The 26,068-nt window shown below is 50.1% G+C and carries 19 protein-coding genes; 10 read left to right on the top strand and 9 right to left on the bottom strand.

Features of this window, described 5'->3' with window-relative positions; all coding sequences use genetic code 11:
* Positions 1 to 34: 34 nt before the first annotated feature.
* Positions 35 to 220 (bottom strand): YqaE/Pmp3 family membrane protein, encoded by a 186-nt coding sequence (locus tag OXH18_RS12965; protein ID WP_268607502.1) that lies wholly within the window; start codon positions 218 to 220, stop codon positions 35 to 37.
* Between the two features lie 590 nt (positions 221 to 810).
* Here OXH18_RS12965 and OXH18_RS12960 point away from each other — a divergent pair.
* From OXH18_RS12960 to OXH18_RS12940, 4 genes are all read left to right on the top strand, one after another.
* Positions 811 to 1,212, top strand: coding sequence for a phage holin family protein (locus OXH18_RS12960; RefSeq protein ID WP_268607501.1), 402 nt, complete (start codon positions 811 to 813; stop codon positions 1,210 to 1,212).
* A 154-nt stretch (positions 1,213 to 1,366) separates the two neighbouring features.
* A complete protein-coding gene (locus OXH18_RS12955; protein WP_268607500.1) occupies positions 1,367 to 1,894 on the top strand; it encodes a DUF937 domain-containing protein in 528 nt (175 codons plus the stop codon).
* Between the two features lie 69 nt (positions 1,895 to 1,963).
* The gene (locus OXH18_RS12945) at positions 1,964 to 3,700 is read left to right on the top strand and encodes an aconitase/3-isopropylmalate dehydratase large subunit family protein (protein WP_315874718.1); all 1,737 of its coding nucleotides are present in this window, start codon (positions 1,964 to 1,966) and stop codon (positions 3,698 to 3,700) included.
* Between the two features lie 73 nt (positions 3,701 to 3,773).
* Complete coding sequence (locus tag OXH18_RS12940) at positions 3,774 to 4,343, top strand: Uma2 family endonuclease (protein WP_268607499.1); 570 nt, start codon at positions 3,774 to 3,776, stop codon at positions 4,341 to 4,343.
* Here the strand turns inward: OXH18_RS12940 and OXH18_RS12935 are convergent.
* Entirely contained in the window at positions 4,340 to 5,338 is a 999-nt protein-coding gene (locus OXH18_RS12935) for an NAD-dependent epimerase (protein WP_268607498.1), read from the bottom strand. The two genes, OXH18_RS12940 and OXH18_RS12935, sit on opposite strands and share 4 nt — an antisense overlap.
* Positions 5,339 to 5,761: 423 nt before the next feature.
* Between OXH18_RS12935 and OXH18_RS12930 the strand changes: the two genes are divergently transcribed.
* On the top strand, positions 5,762 to 6,568 hold the full coding sequence (locus OXH18_RS12930) for a DUF4114 domain-containing protein (RefSeq protein ID WP_268607497.1): 807 nt from the start codon (positions 5,762 to 5,764) through the stop codon (positions 6,566 to 6,568).
* Positions 6,569 to 6,652: 84 nt separating this feature from the next.
* On the opposite strand, the gene OXH18_RS12925 is transcribed toward OXH18_RS12930, so the two are convergent.
* Positions 6,653 to 8,734 (bottom strand): FAD-dependent oxidoreductase, encoded by a 2,082-nt coding sequence (locus tag OXH18_RS12925; RefSeq protein ID WP_268607496.1) that lies wholly within the window; start codon positions 8,732 to 8,734, stop codon positions 6,653 to 6,655.
* Between the two features lie 144 nt (positions 8,735 to 8,878).
* Positions 8,879 to 12,496: a DUF748 domain-containing protein gene (locus OXH18_RS12920; protein ID WP_268607495.1), complete on the bottom strand. Its 3,618-nt coding sequence runs from the start codon at positions 12,494 to 12,496 to the stop codon at positions 8,879 to 8,881.
* Positions 12,497 to 12,677: 181 nt separating this feature from the next.
* On the opposite strand from OXH18_RS12920, the gene OXH18_RS12915 reads away from it, so the two are divergent.
* A complete protein-coding gene (locus OXH18_RS12915) occupies positions 12,678 to 13,241 on the top strand; it encodes an alpha/beta hydrolase (RefSeq protein ID WP_268607494.1) in 564 nt (187 codons plus the stop codon).
* Between the two features lie 13 nt (positions 13,242 to 13,254).
* Here the strand turns inward: OXH18_RS12915 and OXH18_RS12910 are convergent, their stop codons facing one another.
* Positions 13,255 to 13,965 carry a TVP38/TMEM64 family protein gene (locus OXH18_RS12910; RefSeq protein WP_268607493.1) on the bottom strand — a complete coding sequence of 237 codons (711 nt, stop codon included), beginning with the start codon at positions 13,963 to 13,965 and terminating at the stop codon, positions 13,255 to 13,257.
* A gap of 287 nt (positions 13,966 to 14,252) precedes the next feature.
* Here OXH18_RS12910 and OXH18_RS12905 point away from each other — a divergent pair, with 287 nt between their 5' ends.
* On the top strand, positions 14,253 to 15,158 hold the full coding sequence (locus tag OXH18_RS12905) for a dienelactone hydrolase family protein (RefSeq protein WP_268607492.1): 906 nt from the start codon (positions 14,253 to 14,255) through the stop codon (positions 15,156 to 15,158).
* A gap of 21 nt (positions 15,159 to 15,179) precedes the next feature.
* Here OXH18_RS12905 and OXH18_RS12900 read toward each other — a convergent pair whose 3' ends face one another.
* Together OXH18_RS12900 and pdhA are read right to left on the bottom strand one after the other, a co-directional pair.
* A complete protein-coding gene (locus OXH18_RS12900; protein WP_268607491.1) occupies positions 15,180 to 15,440 on the bottom strand; it encodes a chlororespiratory reduction protein 7 in 261 nt (86 codons plus the stop codon).
* Between the two features lie 117 nt (positions 15,441 to 15,557).
* The gene (gene pdhA, locus OXH18_RS12895; protein WP_268607490.1) at positions 15,558 to 16,586 is read right to left on the bottom strand and encodes a pyruvate dehydrogenase (acetyl-transferring) E1 component subunit alpha; all 1,029 of its coding nucleotides are present in this window, start codon (positions 16,584 to 16,586) and stop codon (positions 15,558 to 15,560) included.
* A 670-nt stretch (positions 16,587 to 17,256) separates the two neighbouring features.
* On the opposite strand from pdhA, the gene OXH18_RS12890 reads away from it, so the two are divergent.
* Positions 17,257 to 19,542 (top strand): IMS domain-containing protein, encoded by a 2,286-nt coding sequence (locus OXH18_RS12890; RefSeq protein ID WP_268607489.1) that lies wholly within the window; start codon positions 17,257 to 17,259, stop codon positions 19,540 to 19,542.
* Positions 19,543 to 19,595: 53 nt separating this feature from the next.
* Here the strand turns inward: OXH18_RS12890 and accC are convergent, their stop codons facing one another.
* Positions 19,596 to 20,942 (bottom strand): acetyl-CoA carboxylase biotin carboxylase subunit, encoded by a 1,347-nt coding sequence (gene accC / locus OXH18_RS12885; protein ID WP_268607488.1) that lies wholly within the window; start codon positions 20,940 to 20,942, stop codon positions 19,596 to 19,598.
* Positions 20,943 to 21,277: 335 nt separating this feature from the next.
* Between accC and OXH18_RS12880 the strand changes: the two genes are divergently transcribed.
* Positions 21,278 to 21,724: a superantigen-like protein SSL4 gene (locus OXH18_RS12880; RefSeq protein ID WP_268607487.1), complete on the top strand. Its 447-nt coding sequence runs from the start codon at positions 21,278 to 21,280 to the stop codon at positions 21,722 to 21,724.
* 179 nt (positions 21,725 to 21,903) lie between these two features.
* On the opposite strand, the gene OXH18_RS12875 is transcribed toward OXH18_RS12880, so the two are convergent.
* Positions 21,904 to 24,738: a cation-translocating P-type ATPase gene (locus tag OXH18_RS12875; RefSeq protein WP_268607486.1), complete on the bottom strand. Its 2,835-nt coding sequence runs from the start codon at positions 24,736 to 24,738 to the stop codon at positions 21,904 to 21,906.
* Positions 24,739 to 24,922: 184 nt separating this feature from the next.
* Here OXH18_RS12875 and OXH18_RS12870 point away from each other — a divergent pair, with 184 nt between their 5' ends.
* Entirely contained in the window at positions 24,923 to 26,056 is a 1,134-nt protein-coding gene (locus tag OXH18_RS12870) for an AAA family ATPase (RefSeq protein WP_268607485.1), read from the top strand.
* Positions 26,057 to 26,068: the final 12 nt, after the last annotated feature.

The raw sequence follows: 26,068 nt of genomic DNA, 5'->3' as shown, positions 1-26,068 counted from the left end.
GCAATGTTCTCAATCCATTCATTTCTATCTGCTGCTATTGATCGATGGCTGTTACTTTCTCTTCATATTTAGACAGTGCCCAAACTGCATGAATAATGCCAGGAACCCAACCCAACAGCGTTAACAAAACGTTGATCAATAGGGTTGTGCTCAGTCCGTAAGTTAGGAAAACACCAACCGGAGGAAGCAAAATAGCCAAAACAAATCGAAGTATCTTCATATACTTACCTGCCTATACACTACTGATATTTACTCATTGACGCGACATCAGATGCTTTGAAACGAACCGTCCGCTACTTGTGTCGAGAAGCTCGATCGATTTTGAGAAATATTAAAGTAGCCTGACTGTTGTTCGTGTGTTAGCTTCCGATCGTTTTAAGTGGGCTTCTAACTGAATAACATAAAACTCTTAACAAGACTAGATAGATTCAAACCTGGATTTGCATAAGTTAGTCATACGATCGCCTATGCTCACAGTGTCGATCGCTAGGTTCGCTTACAGGTTAGATAGCAACCAGTTAAGCAACCGTATCAAATTGTCGGCAAGAGCACATATTTAGTGTTCTCAAGGCTACAGAAAATACGTCAAGGAATTGTTTCGTGGATCTGTTATACCCTCAATCAAATCTCTGATAAAGTAATCAGTATTCACGCTTAATCTTTAAGACAAAACGAATCATTCAAAGCGTACAAACGTAACAGACGCAGGCTGATAACTGATTCTTCTAGAAGCGGTTTAGCTGGTTTGACGGTTTACTCATGTTCACTTGGTAAATACTTTGTATATTTTTAGAACGAAGGAACACCCGTATGCTTGGAATCCTATTAACGACCTTAGCAACAGCGTTAGGGCTGCTCATCGTTGATCTGGTTGTACCAGGGGTAGATATCTCCAACTTTCCAGCAGCGCTGATAGCGGCGGTGGCGATCGGGTTAGTGAATGGCTTTATCAAACCGATTTTGTCGCTTTTGTCACTACCGATCACATTTTTAACGCTTGGTTTATTTGCTCTTGTCATTAATGGCATCTGCTTTTGGTTAGCGTCTATCTTGGTTCCAGGATTTTCGGTGCAGGGATTGCTTGGCATTCTGCTTGGGCCGATCGTGCTATCGCTGGCAAGCACCTTCCTCAATAAGTACTTTGCCGGCAAAGGGCTAGGGACTACTCCAGCTACAGATGGAGCAACCACTGTGCAAACAGAAGGGAAATAGCTCTAAAAGTAGCCGTTTAGTATTAAAATCAGGCAATTAGAACTGCTAGCTACTAAAAGCTTGATTGATAGCAAGTTTGTCGATGCAATCGTTGATTTGCTTAATCGCAGTACGGGCTAGCTGTAAATTCATAACGGCTTTAAGGGATTAGAATATGGGACTTTTCTTTGATGTGCTCAGCGCTATCAACAATCCCAATCAGCAGGGTAGCGTGGATCAGTTGAGTTCAATCGTCAATACAATCAACCAGACTACTAGTGGGGTGGATAGTGCCACCACTCAAACAGCCTTATCAGCTTTGACTGGGGGGCTGCGTTCGATGCTGAAACAGCAACCTAAGACTGGGCCAGGCGGGCTTGAAAGTATGCTGAGTCAGTTCACCGGAAGCGGCAGTTCTGGATTAGGAATGCTGTCGTCTGTGCTGTCGCCGCAAATGCAACAGCAGCTTGCTCAAACGGTAGCTCAAAAAACGGGCCTAAGCGCCAACATGGTGCAGTCTATGTTACCAGGACTGATAACGGCTGCACTAGGTTTTCTGAAAATGGGTTCTGGAAAACCGGGCAGCACAGCATCAAATACTGTCCTAAGTTCCTTTTTAGACGGTAATCGGGACGGCGACGTGGATCTGGGCGATGCCTTTAAGTTTGCTACCCGCTTTCTCAATCCACCAGCACGGCTTTAGTGCTAGGCTGGCTTGGATAAGCAATGAGCAAGGGTAACAGGCATTTGTCCGGGGCGATCGATGCAACCGATGAGTTTGTCTGAAACAATTTTAGTGTTGGGAGATGACATCAACACCGATGACATCATTCCAGCCCAGCGCGGAACAAATTCTGATCCAGAGCATCTTAGGCACTATGCATTTGAGCATCTAATTGGAGAAGGCCAGCTTCTAAACTATAGCGTGATTGAAGCTGGCACTAATTTTGGCTGTGGATCTAGCCGCGAGTTTGCACCGTTGGCCATTAAATCGGCGGGTATTCGCACGGTGCGGGCGCGATCGTTCGCGGAAATTTTCTATCGAAATAGCATCAATATCGGGCTAGCGCTGGAGCAACTTGGTGATCATCAACCGCATCCTGTCATCGAGGCTATTGTGGCAGCGGGTGGTTTATTTGCCTTTAATCAACAGCGTCGCAGAGGGCAGCAAGTAGTACCTCCTAGCCAAACGAAACCACGCCCCATGACCATGGCTGAAAAAATGCTGGCTCGAGCATCAGGCAATGCCTATGTGCAGCCGGGCGAGGTAGTGTTTGTTAAAGTTGATTTGGCCATGTCCCATGATGCCATTGCAGCGACGGTGGGCGAGTTGTTTTATCAAGAGTTTGGGATAGATGCGCGAGTGTGGCAGCCCGATCGAGTAGTGTTTGTGGCGGATCACTTTATTCAAATTAACGATATTCGCTCTGACTCACGTGCTACACAGATGCATCAGCAAATGGTGCAATTTGCCCAGAAACAGGGGTGTCAATTGTTTGATGTGGTTTCGCCGGGAGATGCAGCAGGCATTTGTCATGTGCTGTTGCCAGAGCAGGGCTTGGTTCGACCGGGAATGGTGATTGCGGGAACCGATTCGCATAGTTGCACCTATGGCGCGTTTGGCAGCTTTGCCACTGGCGTAGGCACCACAGACATGGCCAATCTATTGGCAATGGGCGATCTGTGGCTGCGCGTGCCGGCTACTTTGTTATTTGAGCTATCGGGAACTTTGTCGCCCCACCTCAGCGCTAAAGATATCATGCTGTTTATCTTGGGACAGATTGGCTGTGACGGGGCTGCTGGCAAAGTTATGGAGTTTTGCGGCAGCATTATCGATCAACTACCGATCGACGAGCGCATGACCCTAGCAAATATGGCGATCGAATGTGGTGCGGTTTGTGGGCTATTGCCTGTAGATGACTCGACTCGTCAATACTTGCGTCGTCACATGGATAATGCAACGGAACTAGAACCTGTTACTAGCGATCCAGGGGCCGACTATGAGCGGGTGTATTGTTTTGATTTGAGCCAGTTGCAACCCCAAGTGGCTCGTCCACCCAAGCCCGATCAGGTAGGCAGTGTGAGTGACATTGGCGATGTGGCAATCACTCGTGCCTTCATTGGTTCCTGCACCGGTGGCAAACTGTTTGATTTAGCCCAAGCAGCCGCTGTCTTGAAGGGACAGCATGTTGCGCCCGGCGTTAGTTTATTTGTTGTGCCAGCCTCTCAAGCGATTCGGCAACAGGCAGAAGCCCTTGGCTATCTGAATATTTTGGAACAGGCAGGTGCACACATCCTGAAAACAGGTTGTGGAGCCTGTATCAACGCGGGCATGGGCATTTTGGGTGCAAACGAAGTCGGTATCTATGCTACTAATCGCAACTTTAAAGGGCGCAGTGGCCACCCTACTGGACAAAACTATCTCGCCTCGCCTCGTACCGTTGCCATCTCAGCCATTCATGGCAAAATCAGCGATCGGTTGCCAGACGCCACAGAAAGTCTAATCTAGACTTATGCTGGGCTGAGTACTCACAGCAAAGCCACTCAACTCCTGTCCTTCTCCATCCTTCATTCTTTTGCGTATGTCTGGCTTAACGATCAAAGATTTAGAAAAGCTACAAAAACAACTCCCCGACTATCCAATGGAATTGGTAGATGGAGAAATTATTGTGATGAGTCCATCCGGGTTGGAATCTGACGAAGTGGCAGCCGAAATCGTACGTCAACTGGGGAATTGGGTCAGACCCCGCAAACTAGGGCGAGTTGCTGCTTCGAGTGCAGGTTACGTGCTACCCAATGCTGAGGAGGATGTGCGTGCGCCGGATGCGTCTTTTATTCGGGCAGAGCGGCTGAGACGCACCACCAGCAAGTATGCTCAGCTTGTTCCCGATCTCATGTTTGAAGTCAAATCTGAGAATGATACATTGCCCAGACTACGCCAAAAGATTCAGGAGTTTTTGCAATTGGGCACTCAAGTGGGAGTGCTAGTCGATCCTAGGACGCAAACATTAGAAGTTTACCGCCCTGGAGTTGAGGGCGTGGAAAAGGCGGAGATTCTGGGAAATGGTGATCGTTTGACTGTGCCAGAACTATTGCCGGGTTGGGAGATGATTGTTGAGGAAATTTGGGCCCCGGTTTTTGATGAGGACTAATCCTGAACCGAACCATAATAGTCGCGATACCACTCGACAAATCGCGCCATGCCTACGTCGATCGGCGTTTCAGGACGAAAGCCCACCTCTTGCATCAGATTATCCACGTCGGCGTAGGTGATAGGTACATCTCCCGGTTGCATGGGCAGCATATGTTTCTGTGCCTGTTTACCTAACAGGGATTCAATCACTTCAATAAACTGCATTAACTCAACAGGCTGGTTATTGCCGATGTTGTAGAGCTTATAGCAAGCATTAGAAGGGGATTTAGAGGTAGATTCGTCTGGCTGTGGCGGTTTGTGCATAACGCGCACCACGCCCTCAATCACATCATCAACGTAGGTGAAATCGCGCTTCATTTTGCCAAAGTTATAAACCTCGATCGGCTTGCCTTCGTCGATCGCCTTGACGAATTTGAAATAGGCCATATCCGGGCGCCCCCATGCTCCATAGACTGTAAAGAACCGCAATCCCGTTATGGGGATCTGATATAGATGGCTGTAGGTATGCGCCATCAGTTCATTGGACTTCTTGGTAGCAGCATAGAGCGAAATGGGATGATCTACATTGTCGCGGGTAGAAAATGGCACTTTTGGATTGATGCCATACACTGAGCTAGAGGAGGCAAACACTAAATGATTGATTGCGCTGTGGCGGCAGCCTTCCAGGATATTGACGAATCCGGTGATGTTGCTATCTATGTAGGCCAGCGGATTGATCAGGGAATACCGCACACCTGCTTGCGCTGCTAAATTTACCACGTAGTCAAACTGGTGCTCTTGAAACAATTGGGCTACACCGTGCCGATCGCTTAAATCGAGAAGCTGGAATGTAAATTGCGGATGAGTTAGTTGCGCTAAACGAGCCTTTTTTAAGTTGACATCGTAATAATCACTCAAATTATCTACACCAATTACCGCTAGCCCGTCAGACAATAGGCGTTTGGCTAAGTGATATCCAATAAACCCAGCAACTCCAGTGACTAATACCTGCATGAAGGCTCTTTAAACCTCACATAAATGAATGGAATGTTGTTCAATTTACACGGAATTCTGCCTCAAGAGTTCCCAGAATTTTTAAGTCTAGAACAGCGCTCATGAGAATCAGCAGGCGGAAACCTCAGTACTTCAGAGAACCTTGCGTTGATGCATCCCTTCTGCAAAAAACCTGAATCATTAAGTTTACGTACTTAGAAATAGTAGGTAATTTCTTTACCTGCTATTTACGTAGAAAACAATGCGCAGTATCTAGTGCATAAAACCTAGATAAATAAACTCCATCCCTTTATCTATCTATCATTCTTTAATTCCGAAGATATTCGGTGTCATTAATTACTTGCTTTAGCCAAGATGGGACGTAGTTAATTTTTTACCTGCTCTAGTCATTCATCCTAAGGAATTAAGCCTGAAAATCTTGCCATGAAGACCTCAATTCTAACAACCCTCTTTGCTACATCTACAGTCTTAGCCAGTGTGTTAGCGTTAGCTGCACCCGTTAAAGCCTTCTCCTGGAATAACTCTTGGACACAACCAACCATCAGGAGCAAAACCGAAATTGGCTTTGATGATGCTCCGTTTCAGAAGTTTGTTCAAGCTGAGCGCATCCAGCTACCTGGTGCGGGACAGTTTTTACTTGACCCTAGCAAGTTGTTTCTGAAATACGAGCACGAAGTTAAAGTGCATTTCATCAACGAGGGAGCGGGTTACCGTAACCAGCTTGCGTTTGAAGCCACTGGAGCCACGAATGCGTCTGGTTTAGTTTTTAGTGATATTTCCTCCACAGAGGCGATCGGCAATTGGGGCGGAGATGCCTTGAAGTTAGGCGATACTGTCAGTTTAGGTAAGATGGCGGCTGGTACGCAGCTTGACTTCTGGCTTAGAGCGGATGGCTACAATGGCGGCACAAATATCTTTGGAACCAAAACAGCATCGAACCTGGATAGGCTTCAGCATGTAGTGGCATATGCCTATCGGAACTATCTGATTCTGGGGTTTGAAGATTTATATGGCGACTTGTGGGCACAGGGAATCGATCCGCTAACCGGGATCGCCAACGAAAATTCCGATCGCGACTTCAACGATGTAGTTGTGGTTGTTGATATTGGAGAAGCCAACGTCAGAGAACTGACCGGAGTGCCGGAACCCACGATGGTGATGGCATTAGCTGCTACTGGATTGATGGGGGCATTGGGGCTGCGTCGTCGTCTACGTGTGCCAGAAGCCTAAGAAAGTAAAACAATCCATCACTGGTTCATCTCGTCAGGGTGCCGTATTGCCGTACCCTGATTTTTGGTGTTGTTCTCTTGCCCTCTACCAGACGCGCCAATCTTCCCAGTCGAGATTGAACACTGTCGTGTCAGGAAAAGCGATCGGATTCTCGTTTGCTTGCAATTGAGCCTGAAGTTGTTCCAGCAACGGTTCGGGTTGCGGCAGATCATCCACCAGTTCGTAGGGCATGATGCCTTCAGTTAAGGCAAAGGCGGCGGTTGTGCCAGCGGCGGCTCCCACCGACCACTCAAACGAATGCACCCGATAGGCCGCCGCCGCAATCACACTGGTAGCGATGCTCTTACCTGCGACTAGCAGATTATCCACCCGTTGCGGAATCATGGCGCGTAGGGGAATTTGAGCAGGATAAGCTTGCCCATGCGATCGGCGTACTCCTTCCCGTTCGGTGTTGCCGGGGGTTTCTGGGGGTGACAGGGTCATGCAGGGGTGAAAGTCGATCGCATACTGGGAAATCCCAACAGCATCAGGATAAATTGTCGATCGAGTGCGGCGCGTGATTTGCTCGGGCTGAAGTCCCTGACGAATGACAGTGGCGGCTTCCAAACCAGATAGGGCAACCCATAGCTGACGGTACATCTCCGGCGGCAAGGTTTGTCGATAGAAAGGATCGAGGTAATCAACGCGGGAAATATCTAGCTCTGCAATCATAAATCCATCTGTATGGCCATAGGACGGACGACCGATAATGCGACGAGCTTCGCGGATGTAGGGATATTTCGATAATCCATGCTCTGTGCCCATTGGTGCATCGAATCCGCTGAGAAAACGGTGATTAGGAGCTGGCTGTTTGACCCCGTCACCCAACTGAGAATCTGTGGTTCCAGCCACCAGCCAGTAGTAGTAGCCCCAGGCATTTTCTTCGCCCCGACGCAGCGTTTCAGTGCGCAAGCCACCCATCCAGCCACCGGGATCTAGTTGTCCAGTTTGTTCAAGCTGGTCACGAGTGTAAATTAAATTATCTTGCGACGTGCCCGGACGGTAATCATTGCCCCACGTCCAGTTTTGCATGGAGATATCACCGGGTTTGGGTTGCGATACGCCGAACGGACTAGCATGCGCTCGCGGTTTTGGACTCCAGATGCGGCGATAGGTGAAGACATAATCAAAATAATTGCCATCCTCGCGGGGGCGTTCGTAGCTATAGTAGGGAGCATATTGTGGATAAAAATCCGGCATCTCTTGCGGCTGTGGCTCCTTGGTCTGCTCCATCGCAAACGTGTAGGTGAAACCTTGTGTACAATATGGGTCGCCTGTTGCGGTGGGAGACGAGGGGTTAAGGTAGGAACGTGGATCGAGTCCTAGTCGATAGGGAACATCTGCCAGTGCGATCACTTCACCCGTTTCAGTCGCATCGACGACGATCCAGGGGGATTGAGAGATGGGGGTTGGGGAGGCTTTGGCTTCGTCAGAATTCACCGGGGGAACGAAGCGAATTACGGTTTTGTTGAAACGATCGGAGTCTTCGTAGCGGTAAGCGTCTTCGATCGTGGCAGACAGGGGTTCGGTGTTGAGGGGCGGTGCATTTGGGGCGGGTTCGTGCTGAATAGCGATCGCACTTTCTATGATCTTGCCGTCGGTGCTCAGTTGGAGATCTTTTATGACCGTAGAAGGAAACCACTTCAGTTCTCCTCGGCCTCGTTTACGGGCGGACTGAAGCTGTTCCCAAAGGATTTCATGGGCATCATTTGGCAGAAAACACGATTCACTCACCCAACAATCGCCCGGATTAATTTCATTGTACTTGTCTTCAATCCGTTCCCGTAGTTCCAGATAGCCGCGAGAGTAGAACCGTAGCGCGCGTTGCCGTTGCGCTTCATCCAGTGCTGAGGTTCCTTGAGAAGAAATTTGTCCTCCTACCCAATCAGTCAGTTCCGTCATGCAAACAGTACGTCCTGCCAACAAGGCTTCATAAGCTGTGGCCGCCCCTGCCAACCCACCACCAATAATTAGAATTTCACAGTCTGTAGTTTCGTCGGGTGTGATAGAAGCTGCTGACGTATTAGAGCGTGTTTGAGCAACCGCAACCGAGGTGGGAATCAGTTCAAGTCCGGTAAGGACGGTTGTTAGAAGTAGGGCAACCAAAGATTGAGTACGTTGAGCCATGATTAAGGGAACGGGTTTATCGATAACAACGTGCTGAGTGGTGAGTGCCAAGCACAAAAAGCGTTCCTCTAGACCAGAAAAGGGGGGTACAAGTTCCCCACTTGGATGATAGAGGAGCCAAATCAAACGCCAATCTCAGTGATTCTATTCGAGTGCACGCCAGTCTTTGACTTGAAACTGTTGGTTATGATAGCGAAACACCAGTTGTAGATCGCGCAGTTGTCGCCTATTCAGCCGCAATCCCAACATATCAACGGTTCCTGTGATGTCAGGATTGGTCGAATGACCTGCTACAGTTGCCCTTGCATGGAGATTGCCACCTAACGGAATGGGCACATTTAGCAACTGCCCCAACAGCGGAATTGGAACTCCTTCGATCGCCATTTCTCCCATGGATCGATCACCGATTTGCCCAGAAAAGTAAACGGAGGTATCAAATTGCTGGAGCGACTGGTGATCTGATATGTATCTCAATCCTTGTAGGTGCAAGGGTGCAACTGACACTTGTTGACCGTCAAATTGACCATCTGCGATCGTAATCTGCTCAATGCCGTAGGGACCCCACTGCCAATTCTGTCCTTGTAGCCCAAAATTCATTTGTATCCCGGCCGCAGCTTGCTGAACCCTGATTTGCGTGGCGAACGTGCCTTGCAGTTGAGCGCGTGCCAATGGGTGTGGTATGTCCCCTTCCTGCGTAGGAACAATCGGCAAACCAGACTGTTGCCCAGTTGCTAGTAGCCACTGCTGGATAAGATTGGGAGTTGAGGAGGAAGGGCGATCGGTTTGAGCGGCTTGATTGAAAACTGCTTGCCACTGCGCAGGCGGAACCAACGTCACCAAGTCTTGTAGATGTCCTGAATCTGTTGTTAATTCCCCTGACCAATGCAATGGATTGCTGTGAGATACCTGTCCAGCAAGGTAATAAAGGCTGTTACCAAGGCGCAGTTGTCCATCCGTCAACACCAGCGATCGATTGTCATAGCGTAGCTTGCCAACCAAGCGATTGTGAGCATGAACGGGATGACTCGACGTCACGATTCCCCATGCCGGGTGATCGATGGTAACGTCTCCGAGCACGGTTGGAGCCGATCCCAAAGTCACATCGAATCGTCCAGAGAGTAACCCACTGAATTCCGGCAGGTTTAGCATTCGGTCAAGATCGTGTAGCCATTCCAACGGCAACTGTTGCACCGTTGCTAGCCAGCGATTGGAGTTTGAGTCAGTGGCTGATCGAGGCACCACTTGAGCCATTGCCTGATCGTGCTTGACGGTGAAGGTTTGCAAATGGTAGCGATCGTCTAGCACCAGCGCAAGTTGATCGCGGCTGCCTTGCAGATTCATTCCCAAGCCGCGATCAGATTTCAGGTAGACCGGGCCGCTCAACGAAGGCTCAAATGCTAATTGATTCACCCCAAGGTGATGCAGATGCAGGTTGCCGTTGAAATTGGGCGCGGTCAAGGTTCCGGTGACTCGTCCCTGCAAATCAACCAATCCCGCAATCGTGACCGGCCAATCAGCGGGCAAGGGCAAGGTGGCTAATTCTTGATCTTGAAGCTGAACGTTGAGGTCTAAGCCAGTAATCTGCGCAGGCTGCCAGTTCCAATCATTGAACTGGGTGGTGATCGTGCCGCTGACTTGCAATCCAGCCATTTCTGCTTGCTGAATTTCTAGCCGATCGCCATGCCACTGAAACGCTGCTGTTAGAGGATAATTCAGCCACTCAATATCCTGAGATAGTCCCTCCGAAAGCTTGACTTGCCCAGTCGCTTGCAGGGCATCGGGAGTCAGGGCAACCAATGGCCCTGCCACGTTCAAGCTACCTATGATTGCACCGGGCACAGGAGATTGATCGATCGCCAGCCCCGAACTGTTGATGTGGGCTTGCCAACGACCATCAGCTAGGGTAGCCTCAGCCTTGACGCTGCCACCAGAGGTTTCCAGGTGGGCCGTGATGTCACCCTGAGCCGATTGCACGGGTCGATCGATCGCGCCGGTCAAGTAGATGGTGCTTTGCAGAGTTCCGGACAGATTGGGCAGGTTGGGCAGTTGATGTAGCGGCAGTTTAACGCCCTGTGCCTGCAATTGCCAGCGATCGTTGACCAACTCACCTGCCAGATCAAGCCAGCCGTCGCCCACGTGAATCCGAGTATCTTGCAGCCGCAGCCGATCGTTCTCCAGTTTCACTATCCCTTGGGCTGGGTAGGATGCCTCGGTGAATTGCCACTGAAGCTGTACATCGGGCACTTCATTGATGACAGACACCGTTGCCTTGGCTTGAAATTGCCCCAACTGAATCTCTGCTGGGTTGACGCCATACAGTCGCGCGATCGAGTCACTTGGCACATCCCGAACCGCTACCTTCAGCATGACATCATCGGGTTCGCCTTCTTCCTCTTCCCCCAAAATCACCAGACCCTGCGTAGAAACCACCCCTCCTACTTCTGGAGAAATATTGGCACTGTGAATTTCTAAGCGATCGGCTCCGGTATCATATGTAAACGTGCCCAGCGCCGAGGCAATGGCCACCCGATCGATTTGAACGGGTTGTACATCCCGAACTGTGCCTGCAAAGATAGCTCCATCGATTGGTCCGGTTGCCGTTAGATCCAGCGATTGCAGCGCCCCGTTGATGGGAAATGGGGTGGGCAAATCAAAGGTGCTCAGAAACGCAGGAACTGCCACCGAGGCTACTCTGCCCTTTAAGTTCAGCCCATTCTCGAGATGAACCGTGCCCTCGATCGCTTCAAAGGGAATTTGACCATAGGCTGTCTGACCGTTACTCACCCAGATTTCTTGTCCTCGAAACCGAAAGCGCCCGTTAGTTTGTGTAAATAAATTCGGTTCGCCTTCGACTTGCACCGCTAGTTCCTTGAGAGTGGCTTTGCCGTTCAGATCGATCGGGAGATTGGGAGCAACTTGTAGCGTGAGTTGGCTGGTAAATAGACCGCGATCGAGCCGAGCTGTGGGAGGCAATATGGGATTGAGGGCAGTAACATCTAAATCTGCTGTTCGTAGTTTCAGGGTTGCTGTGTGAGCAGTGGGTTGAATATGTCCAGTTAACCGAAATTTACCGCCCGCTGCTGGTTGACCCGACAGGCGCAGTTGCAGTTCCAGATCAGGCGTTTCAGTTAGGGTGCAGTCGAGATAAACCTGTTGAAGTTTGACATGGCTAGAGGCAACGGGAATCCCTTGAGCTTCTGGATTATGGACAAGCGACCGCAGTGATTTTGCTTGACCTGCTAACTCGATCGAGGCGTCGTGCAGGCGAATACGCTTGACTTCTACAAGTTCTTCATCATCCAATTCCAAATCCAGGTTGAGCCACGTACCAGCCTCATCTTGATCAATAAACGCGGTGGGGCGAATTAGCGTAATTGTCAATTCAACTTTTTGCTTCCAAATAGCATTCAGTGGATTAAACTGCACCTCGATCGCCTCAACCGTCAAGGTATCGCGATCGGTGGCGGTAGCTGGAATCATGGATGGTCCTAGCCGTAGCCCCGTCAGCGAAACTCGTTCTACGGCTCCCAGTTGTACTGGGCGATCGATCGTATCGTGCAAGAGCTTGGCAATTTGGGGAACTAGCTGAGCTTGGGTGTAAGCAAGGCTCCAGTTCATGCCAGTAATACTACCCAACAGCACCAAGCCGCTAAAGATGCTGTAAAAGAAATTTTTACGGGAAAAAACAGAGCGCCAACGTTTGGCATTGAGCGGTTCCTGACAATTTTTTTGCTTCTTTTCCCGCTTCTTGAGTACTCGCATCTACCATCCTTCAGCCTGCTTGGTGATTCTAATAAAGCTGGAATCGTCTTCACCAAATCTTGACGTTTCTTAATTCTGAAGTGCATGGTCGAACTCTCGTAGCGTAACCTAAGGATGACTGAGCCAGACAACCTCGCCTACGGTATGATCAGGGGCATCCGATCGCTCAGAGGCATCCACGATGAAGTTTGTTGGCATCCTCCAAAACCTTCGACAACGCCTTCGATCGTCGCTCAATGTTGTGTTGCTAGCAGGCATGATGGTGGGAAGTTCGATCGCTCCGGCAACAGCAGCCGAAGAACTTGTAGTGACATATGGAGCCTTTCAAGCCTCATTTACCCTACGTGACTTGGAAAGGCTGGCTAACACAGGAGATGTGTCCAATTCGATCGGGTTTTACTTGGAATTGGCGGGTGTTGCTCCAGAGGATTTACGGGCTGCTCTAACCACAGAAGTTAAGGTGAGTCACCACTTGTTGGACAATCTGCTCAACACCGAAGGGGGCGAGTATGTCCTCAGCGAAATAACTCAGGTGGTACATACTCCCTCGCGGCAGGCAAATATTCAAGCGCTGCGATCGGCGTTTATTATGGCAGCTAAAGAGGATCAACAGGTTTCACTGTTGGAATTGCTGCAACACTATCCCACGCGGCAGGTGTTTGTGAATGGTGGCAATTTGATTCAGTTAGCGCGTGATTTGAATGCTGAGCCGAGCGTGGAGTTGGGAGGCGGGAATCGGGAGTAGGGAATCGGTGGGGTTATTCGAGGTGGATGGTGTCGCGTAGTCCAAACCAGTTGTGTCGCTTTATGCCCCAGGGTAGGACTATGAAGAGTGAGAGAAATACGACGGCTAGCAAAATGGCGATCGGCCAGCCGATGGTAAAGGCGGCTCCCATGTGAGTTAATAGCAAGGTGTTGGGAATTAGTCCAAACAAGTTGGCTAGGGCAAAAATGGGGAAGGATAAGCCGGAAATGCCGGCTCCGTAGCTCACTAGGTCGTAGGGCATGACGGGCAGTAAGTGGGTGACGAATACAATCCAGCCTAGGTAGATTTCGCCACGGTGTTTGGAAAAATGAATGCTTTTGCCCATCAAGACTTTCACGGCCGATCGCCCTAAGGTGCGACCAATCCAGTAGGCGGCAATGCTGCCTAAACATAACCCCACGACGCCATAAATTCCAGCCGTGACGGGACCCCATACCATTCCGGCTGCCATTGTCATGGGCGTGCTGGGGATGGGTCCAATCACGATCGCCACAACCAGAAAAGCGATATAGGCAAAAATGCCCCAATTGCCAAGAGCTTGAATAGAAACTACAAAGGCATCAACTGAGGATAAATTCAATCCCGATTGGGTACTAAACCACCAGCCAGCCAGCGCACACAGCAGTAAAAAGGCAAGGGCGATCGCATTGGGGAGGGTGAATAGGGTGTTCAGACGGGCAGGCGATTTGCGGAATTTTCTCATGAAATGATTGCTTGGCGACGTATCAACAGTGAAACGAATCAATAGAAATAGCGATAGACAGGACGGTGAGGCCCGTTGCTCGGCTTCGTTGCCTGTCTGCTATGACGCTTCCGGCGTTATCGCTGCCATCACTAACCCCTAGAAGCATAAACCATAAATCAAGTTCCCAGCATGTTTAGGACCGATCGACTGTTTTGCTTTGGCTAAGAAAACTCTTCCTCAAGACAGATCTCAAAGTAAAGATTTTTTAACTAAGGTCTCAAATGTTGTTCTTCCCTTAAATCACCATGCGTAAATGGATTGCACTGGCTTTGCTCAGTTGCGTTGTGGTTTTAACTGTTAGTTTGGGGAATCCTGGTCACCAGTGGGCGGTTTCGGCTCAAGGTTCCAGTCAGCCTGACTACAGCCAGCAAATGATGCATTCTCACGAAGGCGATCGGCCGGTGGCTTCTCCAGCTTTAGCTTTTGCTCCAACGGTTCCCGTCACTTCAGAGGAGGTAACCTATGGTATGGTTGACGGTCGCCCGGTGATGGGCTATTTAGCGCGTCCTACTGATGCTGCTGAACCGTTGCCCGGTTTGATTGTGATTCATGAGTGGTGGGGGCTAAACGACAACATTCGCATGATGACCGATCGCTTAGCTGGGGAAGGCTATACGGCGCTGGCGGTCGATCTATATGGAGGACAGGTTGCCGAAGCACCAGAACAGGCACGGCAGCTAACTCAAGCGGCCCTGCAAACGCCGCAGACGCTCCAGGAGAATCTGCGTCAAGCGTATCAATATCTTGAAACCGAACAGCAGGCTCCCAAAATTGCTAGTATTGGTTGGTGTTTTGGCGGTAGTTGGTCACTTAATACTGCCCTACAGCTTCCCGATCAACTCGCTGCTGCTGTAATTTACTATGGTGGGCAGTTGGTCACTGATCCGGAGCAACTTCAAAGTCTGCAAATGCCGATTTTAGGGGTATTTGGTGAGTTAGACGATAACCCTTCGCCTGAGACTGTATACGAGTTCAAAGCTGCCCTAGATTCGCTGGGTAAATCGGCTGAAATTTACATCTATGAGGGAGCCGATCATGCCTTTGCGAACCCATCTGGAACTCGTTATAACCCCGAAGTCGCAGAAGATGCTTGGCAACGCACGATCGCGTTTCTCGATCGTCACTTAAAGGGCACTAGCGCTGGTCTCTAAGGCTGAAAAAACGATCGTCGTCTACTTCTCTAGCCGCACAGCATACCACTGCAAAAACCCTTCTGGTCCTACATCTAACTCGCAGGATGTTTCCATGAGGTAAGTTGCCTGGTCATTGAGATCCGAAAACCGCTGCAAATCTGGCGGCAAATCAGCTTGGCGATCGATCAGAATCGACTTCAACTTGTCAAACAATTCAGTCGATGTGAGGAACTGCTCAGGCTGGTTTGGTTCCAGTACCACATAGGCATCCTCATTTTGATACATGATAGGGTCTGGCATAGCAATTGGTGAGTAGGAACTGGGGGCTGGGGTTTAGCAAAACAACCCTAGCCTCCACAATCCTACCCCCTATCGTTCTCCCTTATTCCCTACTCCTGACTCCCTATTTTTGATTCTCTAATCTTCCGCAAACACATAGCGATAGAGTTCACTGGGATCAGGTTCTGGGCTTTCCTGTCCAAACTGCACAGCTTCGTTGACAATCTCCTGAATTTTTCGATCGATCGTTTTCAGTTCGTCTTCATCAGACAGTTGCTTTTCCAATAGATAAGTAGCAAGGCGCTTAACCGGATCGCGGGCCAGCCACATTTCTTTTTCAGTTTTCGATCGCAGTTCATCTGGGTCGGCCAACGAATGCCCTCGGAAGCGATAGGTGAGACATTCAATTAGGGTCGGGCCTTCCCCAGCCCGGGCCCGGGCCACGGCCTCTTGAGCAACGGTACGCACGGCTAAGACATCCATGCCGTCTACTTCCACACCCGGCATGCCAAACACGCTGGCTTTTTTAAAGATTTCCGGTTGAGAGGTGGCACGTTCATGGGCCATACCGATCGCCCACTTATTGTTTTCCACCACAAAAAGAATTGGCAGCTTCCACAAGGCGGCCATGTTGAGGCATTCAAAGAACTGACCATTGTTAGTTGTCCCATCCCCAAAGAAGGCAGCTGTCACCTGATTGGCCGAATGATCACCCAGGGCTTCGCGGCGATATTTGGTTTGAAACGCGGCGCCCAATGCCACCGGAATCCCCTCTCCAATGAACGCATATCCGCCTAATAAGCGGTGTTCAGCAGAAAATAAGTGCATTGAACCACCACGCCCCTTGCTGCATCCGGTGGCTTTGCCAAACAACTCGGCCATGACATTGCGAGCCGGTACCCCTGCACTCAAGGCATGGACATGATCGCGATAGGTACTACAAACATAATCGTCTCCAGGGCGCATGGCTTTAATCACCCCGGTGGACACCGCCTCTTGCCCGTTATAAAGGTGCACAAAGCCAAACATTTTGCCTCGGTAGTACATTTCGGCACACTTATCTTCAAAGGTACGCCCCAAGACCATGTCTTCGTAGAGCAACAGTCCTTCGTCCCGTGTGATTGGATTGATAGAGGGCAAGGTGGGAATAGTCCGTTCTTGAATCATGGAAATGTACTATCCTTCCTGGAAGACAACGATCGTTTAATATAAATCTTTCTTTTACAGCGTACCCTGCTTCGTTGCTGAACCAATAGTCAATTCAAGGAATTCTTACCTTATATAAAGCCCTGTAAAAAGTAAAGCCCAGTTAAGCCAAGCAACGCCAGAATGAATGTGAAGTCTGCACCGAACATCAGCATAACGATATTCCTCACCTCGATTCAAGCGATCGGGCTAGGGTTTTACAAATTCTTGTGCTAGTATTTCGTAATTTCCTTAAATTTTTTGGAATTCGAGCTGGGGTTTTGAAGCATCAGATTGGGTGATTGAGGACGGATAGATCGAGGAACAGTGGGATTGTTGAGATTGTTCGCGTAAAGGTTGCTTACGTTTGTTGCACTCCTTTAAAGTCCAAAGTATAACCATAGGGGTGAATTTGATTGAACTCCCAGCTTAAAAGCAAAGCCCAAGAACGCGCGGGTTGCCGAAGTCCTTACGGTCAGCGGTTGACGTTGTGAAACGTTCAGATGATTGAAGGCGTTTTTGGCTATGCTTGGGAGTTAAATTCTAGCTAATCGGCTACGATCGCTCTTTGCTACGATGGAATTCCGTCCGATCAAGCAGGGACTGACTCTACCGAACCGAATAGTATCGATTGTTGCGGGGGAAGGGAATTGTGCGAATTCCGCTGGATTACTACCGAATTTTAGGCTTACCAAGTCAGGCAACGGCTGAGCAGTTGCAGCAGGCTCATCGTGATCGCACCTTGCAACTTCCTAGACGCGAGTTTTCCGAAGTGGCGATTGAGACACGGCGACAATTGATTGATCAAGCCTACTCGGTGCTTTCGGAACCCAGTCAGCGCCAAGAGTATGATGCTAATTTTTTGTCCAAATCTTATGAATTAGCAGAAATTGGGCGATCGCCTGAGATTACTAGCGACTCAGAGGCATTCGACGATTCGCACAGTTTGGGTTCCTCTGACTATGACGATTCCTATGCATTCATTGATATTGCTCCGGAGCAACTAGTAGGGGCGCTGCTGATTTTATTAGACTTGGGAGAATATGAGTTAGTTCTCAAGTACAGTGCTCCCTACTTGAATGGCAACAATTTTGCTCTTAAACAAGGGCAGTTTGGTGAGCCAGAGATTGTAGCAGCCGATATTGTGCTGACTCATGCGCTAGCCTGCCTAGAGTTGGGACGCGAACAGTGGCAGCAAGGGCAGTATGAAAGTGCGGCCGAATCGTTGCAAGCGGGTCAAGAGGTGTTACTGCGCGCCGGACTGTTTCCCGGCTTGCGTGGTGAAATGCAGTCAGATCTCTACAAGCTGCGTCCTTACCGAATTTTGGAGCTTGTGGCGTTGCCCGAATACCAGGAAGCGGCTCGACAACAAGGACTGAGTTTGCTTCAAGATATGTTGAACGATCGCCAAGGCATTGATGGCAATGGGGATGATCAGTCGGGGTTGGCTATTGATGATTTCTTACGGTTTATTCAACAGTTGCGTAGCTATTTGACAGCCGCGGAACAACAAACATTGTTTGAGTCCGAAGCTCGCCGTCCCTCGGCGGTGGCTGTTTATCTATCGGTCTATGCTTTGTTGGCGCGGGGGTTTGCCGATCGACAACCAGCGCTGATTCGCCGGGCGAAGACCATGCTGCTGCGGTTGAGTACTCGACAAGATGTGCACTTGGAACAGTCCATCTGTTCGTTGCTGTTGGGACAAACGGAAGAAGCCACACGGGCGCTGGATCTCAGCCAAGAGTTTGACTCAATCGCGTTCATCCGGGAACATTCTCAAGGCTCTCCGGATCTCCTGCCAGGATTGTGCCTCTACAGCGAACGTTGGCTGCAAAACGAGGTGTTTCCTCATTTTCGCGATTTAGTTCGCAAACAGGCTTCGCTAAAGGAATATTTTGCGGATGAGGATGTGCAGTCGTACTTGGAGGAATTGCCCAGCGACCCCGAACCGGTCAGCCCTTGGAGCAGTCGCCGCAACCTTGCCTATGGTTCATCCGCCTATGACAGAGTACCGTCTGTGCAGCCATTGGGGCAACGAACTGGAAGCCTGCTCTCGTCTCCGCCTACAAACCGCTATGGTACTGAGGTGAACCCGGTCGATCGCCCTCATCTGAACGGATCGGGACTCACGTCTGCCGAGAGCATGGTGCCGTTCTCGGAGCCATCTCTTGCTGAGGGAGCGGTTCCACCGCCCCCTCCCCTCCACCGCCCACGGCGAGGTCATGCCTCTGGAGGGGCGCCCGTAACCCGACGAGTAGGCGGTCAATTACGATTGGATCGTCTATTCTTACTAGGTGCTATTGGCATCGGGTTGCTTTTTCTGGGATATCTGCTGACGCGGTTATTGACTCGATCTGCGCCTTCGATCGAAGGAACCGTTGAGGAGGTGCAACCCTTAGCCCCCGTCCTAGCCACTGTGATGGAGCCGCAGGGACAAGCGTCAACGGTGGGTGCAGCACTCAACGAAACGAGTGCTGCTTCAGTGATTGAGGCTTGGTTGTCAGCCAAGGCAGAGGCGTTAGGAGAAACCTACACAACCGATCGGTTGGCGGATGTTTTAACGGAGCCGGCCTTGTCTGAATGGCAAACCCGAGCCGAACAACTCGAAGCCAGCAATTCCTATTGGCAATATGAACACTCACCCGTTGAAGTCTCCTCAGTTGAACCAATCCTTGGCGAAACCGCAACGACTCAATCTGATGGCTCTGATGTTGATGATACTGCGACAGGTTCCGGGGCATCAGCCGCAAATTCAAGCAACACCGAGAGTGCTGTTAATACGGCGATCGTACAAGCAACAGTTACCGAACGAGGCGACTTCTACAATAATGGTCAATTGGATGAGAGTTCCTCCTACGAGTCAACTCTAGAGATTGAATACACTCTGATTCGTGAGGGCGATCAGTGGCGAATTCAAGATTGGCAAGTCCTGGAGTAGCCGGTGGGAGTACCTTGTTGGATGGGCTGCCCTGCCTGATCTGGGGCGAAGAACTACCGCGCCATCAACTGCTCCACAAAGTTAGTGTACACCTCGCCCTCCAGAAATTCAGGGGCTTCTAAGATGCGCTGGTGAAAGCCGATCGTGGTTGGAAGCCCAGTAATGGCGCATTCGCGCAAGGCGCGACGCATTCGTTTAATGGCTGTGGGGCGATCGTGTCCCCAGACAATCAGTTTGCCGATCAAAGAATCGTAATAGGGCGGAATTTCATAATCGGTATAGACATGGGAATCCATGCGTACTCCTGGTCCGCCCGGCGGCAAATAACCACTGATACGGCCAGGATGGGGACTAAAGTTGTAATCTGGGTCTTCTGCATTGATGCGGCATTCGATGGCATGACCGCGTAGTTGAATTTGCTCTTGGGTGAAGGATAGGCGATCACCTTGAGCAATGCGAATTTGCTCGGCAATTAAATCCAACCCAGTAATCATTTCAGTGACGGGATGCTCCACCTGAATGCGCGTGTTCATCTCCATAAAGTAAAATTGCCCCGATCGATCGAGCAGAAATTCCACCGTTCCGGCTCCCACGTAATTGATCGATTGGGCGACCCGCACAGCCGCATTTCCCATTTTTTCGCGTAGATCGGTCGAGAGTGCCGGACTAGGGGCCTCCTCTAATAGCTTTTGGTGACGGCGCTGAATCGAGCAATCTCGCTCGCCTAAATGCACCACATTGCCATAATTATCAGCCAAGATTTGAAACTCAATATGACGTGGGCGCTCAATAAATTTTTCTAGATAGACCCCTGCATTGCCAAACGCGGCTTCTGCCTCCCCTTGTGCTGCCAGAAATGACTTCACTAACTCCTCTTCGCCCCGAACCAGGCGCATGCCACGTCCACCCCCCCCGGCTGTAGCCTTGATCATGACTGGGTAGCCAATTTCCTTGGCCACTACCAGCGCCTCTCGTTCACTGGTGAGTAGTCCGTCACTGCCGGGCACGGTCGGAACCCCAATCCGCTGCATCGTTTCGCGGGCTGTTGACTTATCACCCATGATCCGGATGGCTTCGGGCGTGGGGCCAATGAAGGCAATCTGGTGATCTGCACAAATTTCAGCAAACCGAGCGTTTTCTGCCAGGAACCCATATCCTGGGTGAATAGCAGTGGCATTACGAGTTAACGCGGCAGCAATGATGTTGGGAATGTTGAGGTAGCTCTTGCTGCTGGGAGGCTCACCAATGCAAACGGCCTCGTCGGCAAGTTGCACATGCAGCGCATGGCGATCGACTGTAGAATGCACTGCAACGGTAGCAATTCCCATTTCTTCACAGCTACGTAGAATCCGAAGGGCAATTTCTCCTCGGTTAGCAATCAGAATTTTGTCAAAACGCATTTTGGGAATCGGGGAGCTAGAGATTGCGAGGTGGAGGTTGGAGGATGGAATTTAGGTTGGGAGTTAGAAATCGGGCAGTGGGACAGACAGATCTTATCTGAAACCTAACCCCTAATCCCCAAAAATCAATCCCCAGAACTTGACTCCTAACCCCCAATTAAACACCAGTGTTTTGAATTCTACGTCGAAACCGAATCAGTCTCACAAATCTTTCCAAAGGATAGGTGGCGCTATTTCCGTATACAGAACCGATATAAAGGTCGCATCGAATACAATAAATTTAGCTTGAACTTACGTAGATTTAACAGGATCGATACGGCGTTTACGTAACGCGAGTGTTTCAACGACTGTTAATGAAAAACGATAAGTGTCATTGTGCCCAGTCCTTTATCGAACTTTGTGTAAACTCTATAAATAATCGAACGGACCGAGAACTATATGAACGGGAATTGCGTCGAGATGCAGAAATTGCGCGTAGTAATGCGAATGCAACCAGTGTGCTGCTAATTGGTCTATTTGTTGTGGCTCTTGGAGCATTAGGTGCAATTTTCTATACAACGATGCAGCAAAATCAAGTACCCGCTCCAGCCAATCAACCCCCGGAGATCAATGTTGAGTTGCCAGAGCGAGAAGCGCCACAGGTTCAACCACCTCAAATCAACATTCAACCGCCGGACGTGACTATCCCCGATGTCAATATCAATGTTTCGCCGCCGAGCGATTCCGTAGAGGGTAACGATGCAGAATCCGCACCTACCCAACCTGAACCCTCGCCGCCGTGATGGATCTGGGCGATCGTTCAGTTGGATGTCATTGTAAAAGGATGAAAGCTGAAGTGAAACCGTAATTAAGCGCGGAATCGACCAATTGAATTTGTCCTGCGTATTTTCTTGATTGCCATAGTGCACCACTTGGGCAAGAGTAAGCGATTGCTTTCGCCTTTTTGCTTGCCTTCGTTGGGTTATTTTCTTGATGAAGCAGCGTGATGTTGCAACGCTGCGAACCCGTTAATGACGAGCTTTTCAAGCTCAATCCAAACGAAGATCAGTGAACTAAAGCCAACACAAATTAGCAGTTCCGTGCTGCTTAAGTAGTGCGTGTTGAAAAAGTTCCGTAGAGGTTCAACGTAAACCAGCAAAATCTGTAGGAGACTCGTCACTCCGACAGCCGCCAGCACAAACGGATTAGAGAAGGGATTAACTTGCAGCATCAGCTGGTTGCTGGAGCGGATGGCAAAGGCGTGTCCCATTTGAGCTAAACAGAGCGTAGTGAATACCATCGTCTGCCACCGATCGCGATCTAAACCATTGCCCTGTACCTGTTCGGTATAGCCATAGGCCCACATCATCAGCGCAATGGTCACCACTGCCAAAATAACGCCAATGCGAATCATGTAGGTGCCTAGTCCACGGGCAAAGATGCTCTCTTGCGGATTTTTAGGTGGCTGCTTCATAAGCGACGGTCGGCCCGGTTCAACGGCCAGCGCCAGGGCCGGCAAGCCATCGGTAACAAGATTCATCCAGAGGATTTGCAGCGGAGACAGTGGCACCCCACCCAGTCCCAGTAATGGGGCCGCCGCGATCGTCAACACTTCCCCGATATTTGATCCCAGGATGTACTTAATGAAGCGGCGGATGTTGGTGTACACGACCCGCCCTTCTTCCACCGCTGACACGATTGTGGCAAAATTATCATCCAGCAACACCATGTCACTGGCTTCTTTACTAACATCTGTGCCCGTAATGCCCATAGCGACACCAATATCTGATTGCTTTAAAGCCGGGGCATCGTTGACGCCATCTCCCGTCATTGCTACCACATGACCGCGCTGTTGCAGGGCCCGGACAATTCGCAGTTTGTGTTCTGGTGACACACGGGCATAGACGCTGACATCCTCAACGGCTGCCTCGAGTTCTCGATCGACTAGCTCTTCGAGTTGTTGCCCAGTCAGCACCATATCACCCGGTTTAACAATCCCCAGATTTTCAGCGATTGCCTGTGCTGTTAGTTGGTGATCGCCCGTAATCATGATTGGACGAATGCCAGCCGATCGGCACTTAGCCACAGCTTCCCGTACCTCTGGGCGCGGTGCATCCAACATGCCCACTAATCCTAGCCAGGTTAATCCATTCTCAGATTCATCTTCAGAGCGTTCCAGTGGCAATTCATTCAACGATTTGCTAGCAAATCCCAGTACCCGCAATCCGCGACTAGCTAACTGGTTATTTTGTTTCAAAATGTGCGATCGTTGGGCGTCCGTTAGCGGTTTGACGTGGCTACCCATCTGAATCTGCGTGCATCGCTCCAGGGTTAATTCCGGTGAGCCTTTCGTAAACATAATGTACGGGGCAGATCCGTTGCTTGAATGCTTTACCATGACGCTCATGCGCTTGCGTTCCGATGAAAACGGAAACTCTGCTACCCGAGGAAACTGTTGCTCCTGCTCAGCTTTGCGGATGCCAGCTTTGCCTGCCACTGCCAACAATGCTCCTTCAGTCGGGTCGCCCAGAATCGCCCACTGGCCCTGTTCTTTTTGCAGCACTGCATCATTACACAACACGCAAGCCAGCAACAGCTTCTGTAAATCAGCTTCTTGGTTCGCGATAATTTTCTGTCCTCGACATTCAAACTCTCCGACTGGTGCATAGCCCTCTCCAGTTACTCGTAACGCATGTTTCGCAGTGCCGATCGCCTGCACCACCATTTTGTTCTGGGTCAGCGTGCCAGTTTTATCAGAACAAATTGTCGTTACCGATCCCAGCGTTTCTACCGCCTGAAGTTTGCGAATCAGAGCATTGCGCCGTACCATGCGCTGAGTTCCCAACGCCAACGTGACAGTAATAACGGCCGGTAATCCTTCGGGGACCACCGCTACCGCCATACTGAGCGACACTTCCACCAGTTCGGTGAACAGACTACGATCGTATAGCGTTCCCCCAATCACCACGATCGCCACTAAAATCAGCGATCCCGTCACTAACACATTGCCCAACTGAGTCATACGCTTTTGCAAGGGGGTTGGCTCAGCTTCGACTTCCTGAAGCGCCGTCGCAATTTTGCCCAACTCCGTCTGCATTCCCGTTTCCGTCACCAGCACTGTGGCTCGTCCCTGCACCACTTCTGTGCCAGAAAACACGAAATTGAGCCGATCGCCCAGCGGCGCATTATCGGGTAACTGTACCTCGACTTCTTTGTTGACGGCATGAGATTCTCCGGTCAGCGCCGCTTCCCGCACTTGCAAATTGGCTGCTTCCAAAATACGACCATCGGCTGGAATTTTGACACCTGCTTCCAACAGCATCAAATCTCCTGGAACCAACTCTTTAGAGTCGATGTCCAGAGTCTTACCGCTGCGAATGACCCGCACCTTCGACGATGCCAAATTCTTTAATGCCGCCAGAGCTTTCTCGGCTCCGCTCTCTTGAACGTAGCCCAAAATGCCGTTTAGCAGCACAATAACCAGAATCGCTGTGGCATCTTTGGGAAAGATAAATTGATCCAGTGCTAGCGCCTCGCGTATATCCAAAATCGCTGAGATTACAGCTACAGCAATCAGCATGATCAGCATGATGTTTTTGAACTGATCCATAAAGATGTCGAGGGGCGATCGGCCCTTGGTTTCAATTAATTCATTGGGGCCATATCTTTCTAACCGTTCTGCTACTTGCTGGGAACTTAGCCCTGTAGCGCGATCGCTTTGCAGAAATTCTGTCACTTGTGCCGCCGATACCGTATGCCACGGCGAGTGTTGAACCGAAACAGTGGGGAAAGCGTTAGACAACGAATGAGACGCCATAGAGTAGCTCAATGCGGGTAATAAACAATACAGCAAACAGTACAGCAAAATTTTATAGTGCCTTAGATGCATAATCTAGCACTAATTGTTAGTGTTGTTGCAAGTAATGCCAAACTAGGAGATAACGCTAGTCAGCTTGTGTTTCTTGTGGTTGTCTCTTGTTTCAGTTTCCTTACCGAACCCAATGGTCAATAGCCTGTTTACTCCACAACACCTGATTGGTCGCAAAACTGAGCTTCGGCAAATTAGTGAAATTCTGATTGAAGATAATGATTTTCTACTAGTGGGCGCACCGGGAATTGGGCGGCGAACGTTGATTCGGGCGGCGGCTCAGCAGGTTGGGGCAAAGGTGATTGAGATCGATTGTCTCCGCACCACTAGTGCCAATCGATTCTTGCGGCTGTTGGCAGATAGCATTCTGGATGTGTTTTCTAGTGCCACAGAATTAGCATTAATCGAGCAATGGACGCAGTCTTATCCATTAGTGTTAGAGCAATCCCAGCGACCTCGCCTCATCTGGCATTTACCCTCGGGGAAGGAATGGAGCTTATTTCAATCCTTGCTAGCGTTGCCTCAAATGATGGCGGAGTGGATGGACTGTCGCGTGGTCACAGTTTTTCTGAATTTTCCCCATATTCGATCGTGGGATCGCACTGGAAAATGGGAAGAGTATTTACAACAAGAAATTCGGCGACAGAGTCGAGTCAGCTATGCTCTTGTTGCCACCGTCATTGAACCGTGGGCGCAGTGCAGCGATCTGCCGATTATTTCTCTCGCCCCCCTCGATGATGCAACCATGCAGGCTTGGATTGTGCCGGAAATGGCCGGCGAGGGGCTGCGGTTTGATGCAGAAACTCAAGCACTCCAGCTATTTCTCAGCATTGTTCAGGGACATACGGGCGATGCGGTAAATCTCGCTCGGCGGATCTGGCTCGATCGCCAAGCCTTTATGAATGCGCCAATCGACTGGGACAGGTTACCGAAAGTGCCATCAACACCAGCGATCGACGGGTTAATTGAAGCGCATCACGTTCATCGCAGCACCCTTGCCCTTGTGGAGGATTTGTCCAATACCTTCGAATCACTGATCCTACTATTACCCGCCAGCCAAGTTCGCGTTTTGGAAAGCCTTGCGCTTGATCCAACCGATAAACCTCAAGCGCGGGAATATATCCAAAAGCACCAGCTTTCTAGAGGTGGCGGACTCCAGGGAGCCTTGGCTAGTCTAGCGCAAAAGGGATTGCTGTACGGGCCAGAGCAGGGTTATCGAGTAGCTTCACCGTTTCTGGCGTTTTGGCTGAAACAACGCTTGAGTTAAGAATAGGCAGTT

Source organism: Thermocoleostomius sinensis A174, assembly GCF_026802175.1.
Classification (GTDB): Bacteria; Cyanobacteriota; Cyanobacteriia; order Elainellales; family Elainellaceae; genus Thermocoleostomius; species Thermocoleostomius sinensis.
The sequence above is the reverse complement of the archived record's forward strand: the minus strand, read 5'-3'. Positions and strand labels throughout refer to the sequence as shown.

Coding starts and splice junctions, on each gene's coding strand:
- OXH18_RS12965 (WP_268607502.1), bottom strand. CDS start 220: ATGAAGATACTTCGATTTGTTTTGGCTATTTTGCTTCCTCCGGTTGGT.
- OXH18_RS12960 (WP_268607501.1), top strand. CDS start 811: ATGCTTGGAATCCTATTAACGACCTTAGCAACAGCGTTAGGGCTGCTC.
- OXH18_RS12955 (WP_268607500.1), top strand. CDS start 1,367: ATGGGACTTTTCTTTGATGTGCTCAGCGCTATCAACAATCCCAATCAG.
- OXH18_RS12945 (WP_315874718.1), top strand. CDS start 1,964: ATGAGTTTGTCTGAAACAATTTTAGTGTTGGGAGATGACATCAACACC.
- OXH18_RS12940 (WP_268607499.1), top strand. CDS start 3,774: ATGTCTGGCTTAACGATCAAAGATTTAGAAAAGCTACAAAAACAACTC.
- OXH18_RS12935 (WP_268607498.1), bottom strand. CDS start 5,338: ATGCAGGTATTAGTCACTGGAGTTGCTGGGTTTATTGGATATCACTTA.
- OXH18_RS12930 (WP_268607497.1), top strand. CDS start 5,762: ATGAAGACCTCAATTCTAACAACCCTCTTTGCTACATCTACAGTCTTA.
- OXH18_RS12925 (WP_268607496.1), bottom strand. CDS start 8,734: ATGGCTCAACGTACTCAATCTTTGGTTGCCCTACTTCTAACAACCGTC.
- OXH18_RS12920 (WP_268607495.1), bottom strand. CDS start 12,496: ATGCGAGTACTCAAGAAGCGGGAAAAGAAGCAAAAAAATTGTCAGGAA.
- OXH18_RS12915 (WP_268607494.1), top strand. CDS start 12,678: ATGAAGTTTGTTGGCATCCTCCAAAACCTTCGACAACGCCTTCGATCG.
- OXH18_RS12910 (WP_268607493.1), bottom strand. CDS start 13,965: ATGAGAAAATTCCGCAAATCGCCTGCCCGTCTGAACACCCTATTCACC.
- OXH18_RS12905 (WP_268607492.1), top strand. CDS start 14,253: ATGCGTAAATGGATTGCACTGGCTTTGCTCAGTTGCGTTGTGGTTTTA.
- OXH18_RS12900 (WP_268607491.1), bottom strand. CDS start 15,440: ATGCCAGACCCTATCATGTATCAAAATGAGGATGCCTATGTGGTACTG.
- pdhA (WP_268607490.1), bottom strand. CDS start 16,586: ATGATTCAAGAACGGACTATTCCCACCTTGCCCTCTATCAATCCAATC.
- accC (WP_268607488.1), bottom strand. CDS start 20,942: ATGCGTTTTGACAAAATTCTGATTGCTAACCGAGGAGAAATTGCCCTT.
- OXH18_RS12875 (WP_268607486.1), bottom strand. CDS start 24,738: ATGGCGTCTCATTCGTTGTCTAACGCTTTCCCCACTGTTTCGGTTCAA.
- OXH18_RS12870 (WP_268607485.1), top strand. CDS start 24,923: ATGGTCAATAGCCTGTTTACTCCACAACACCTGATTGGTCGCAAAACT.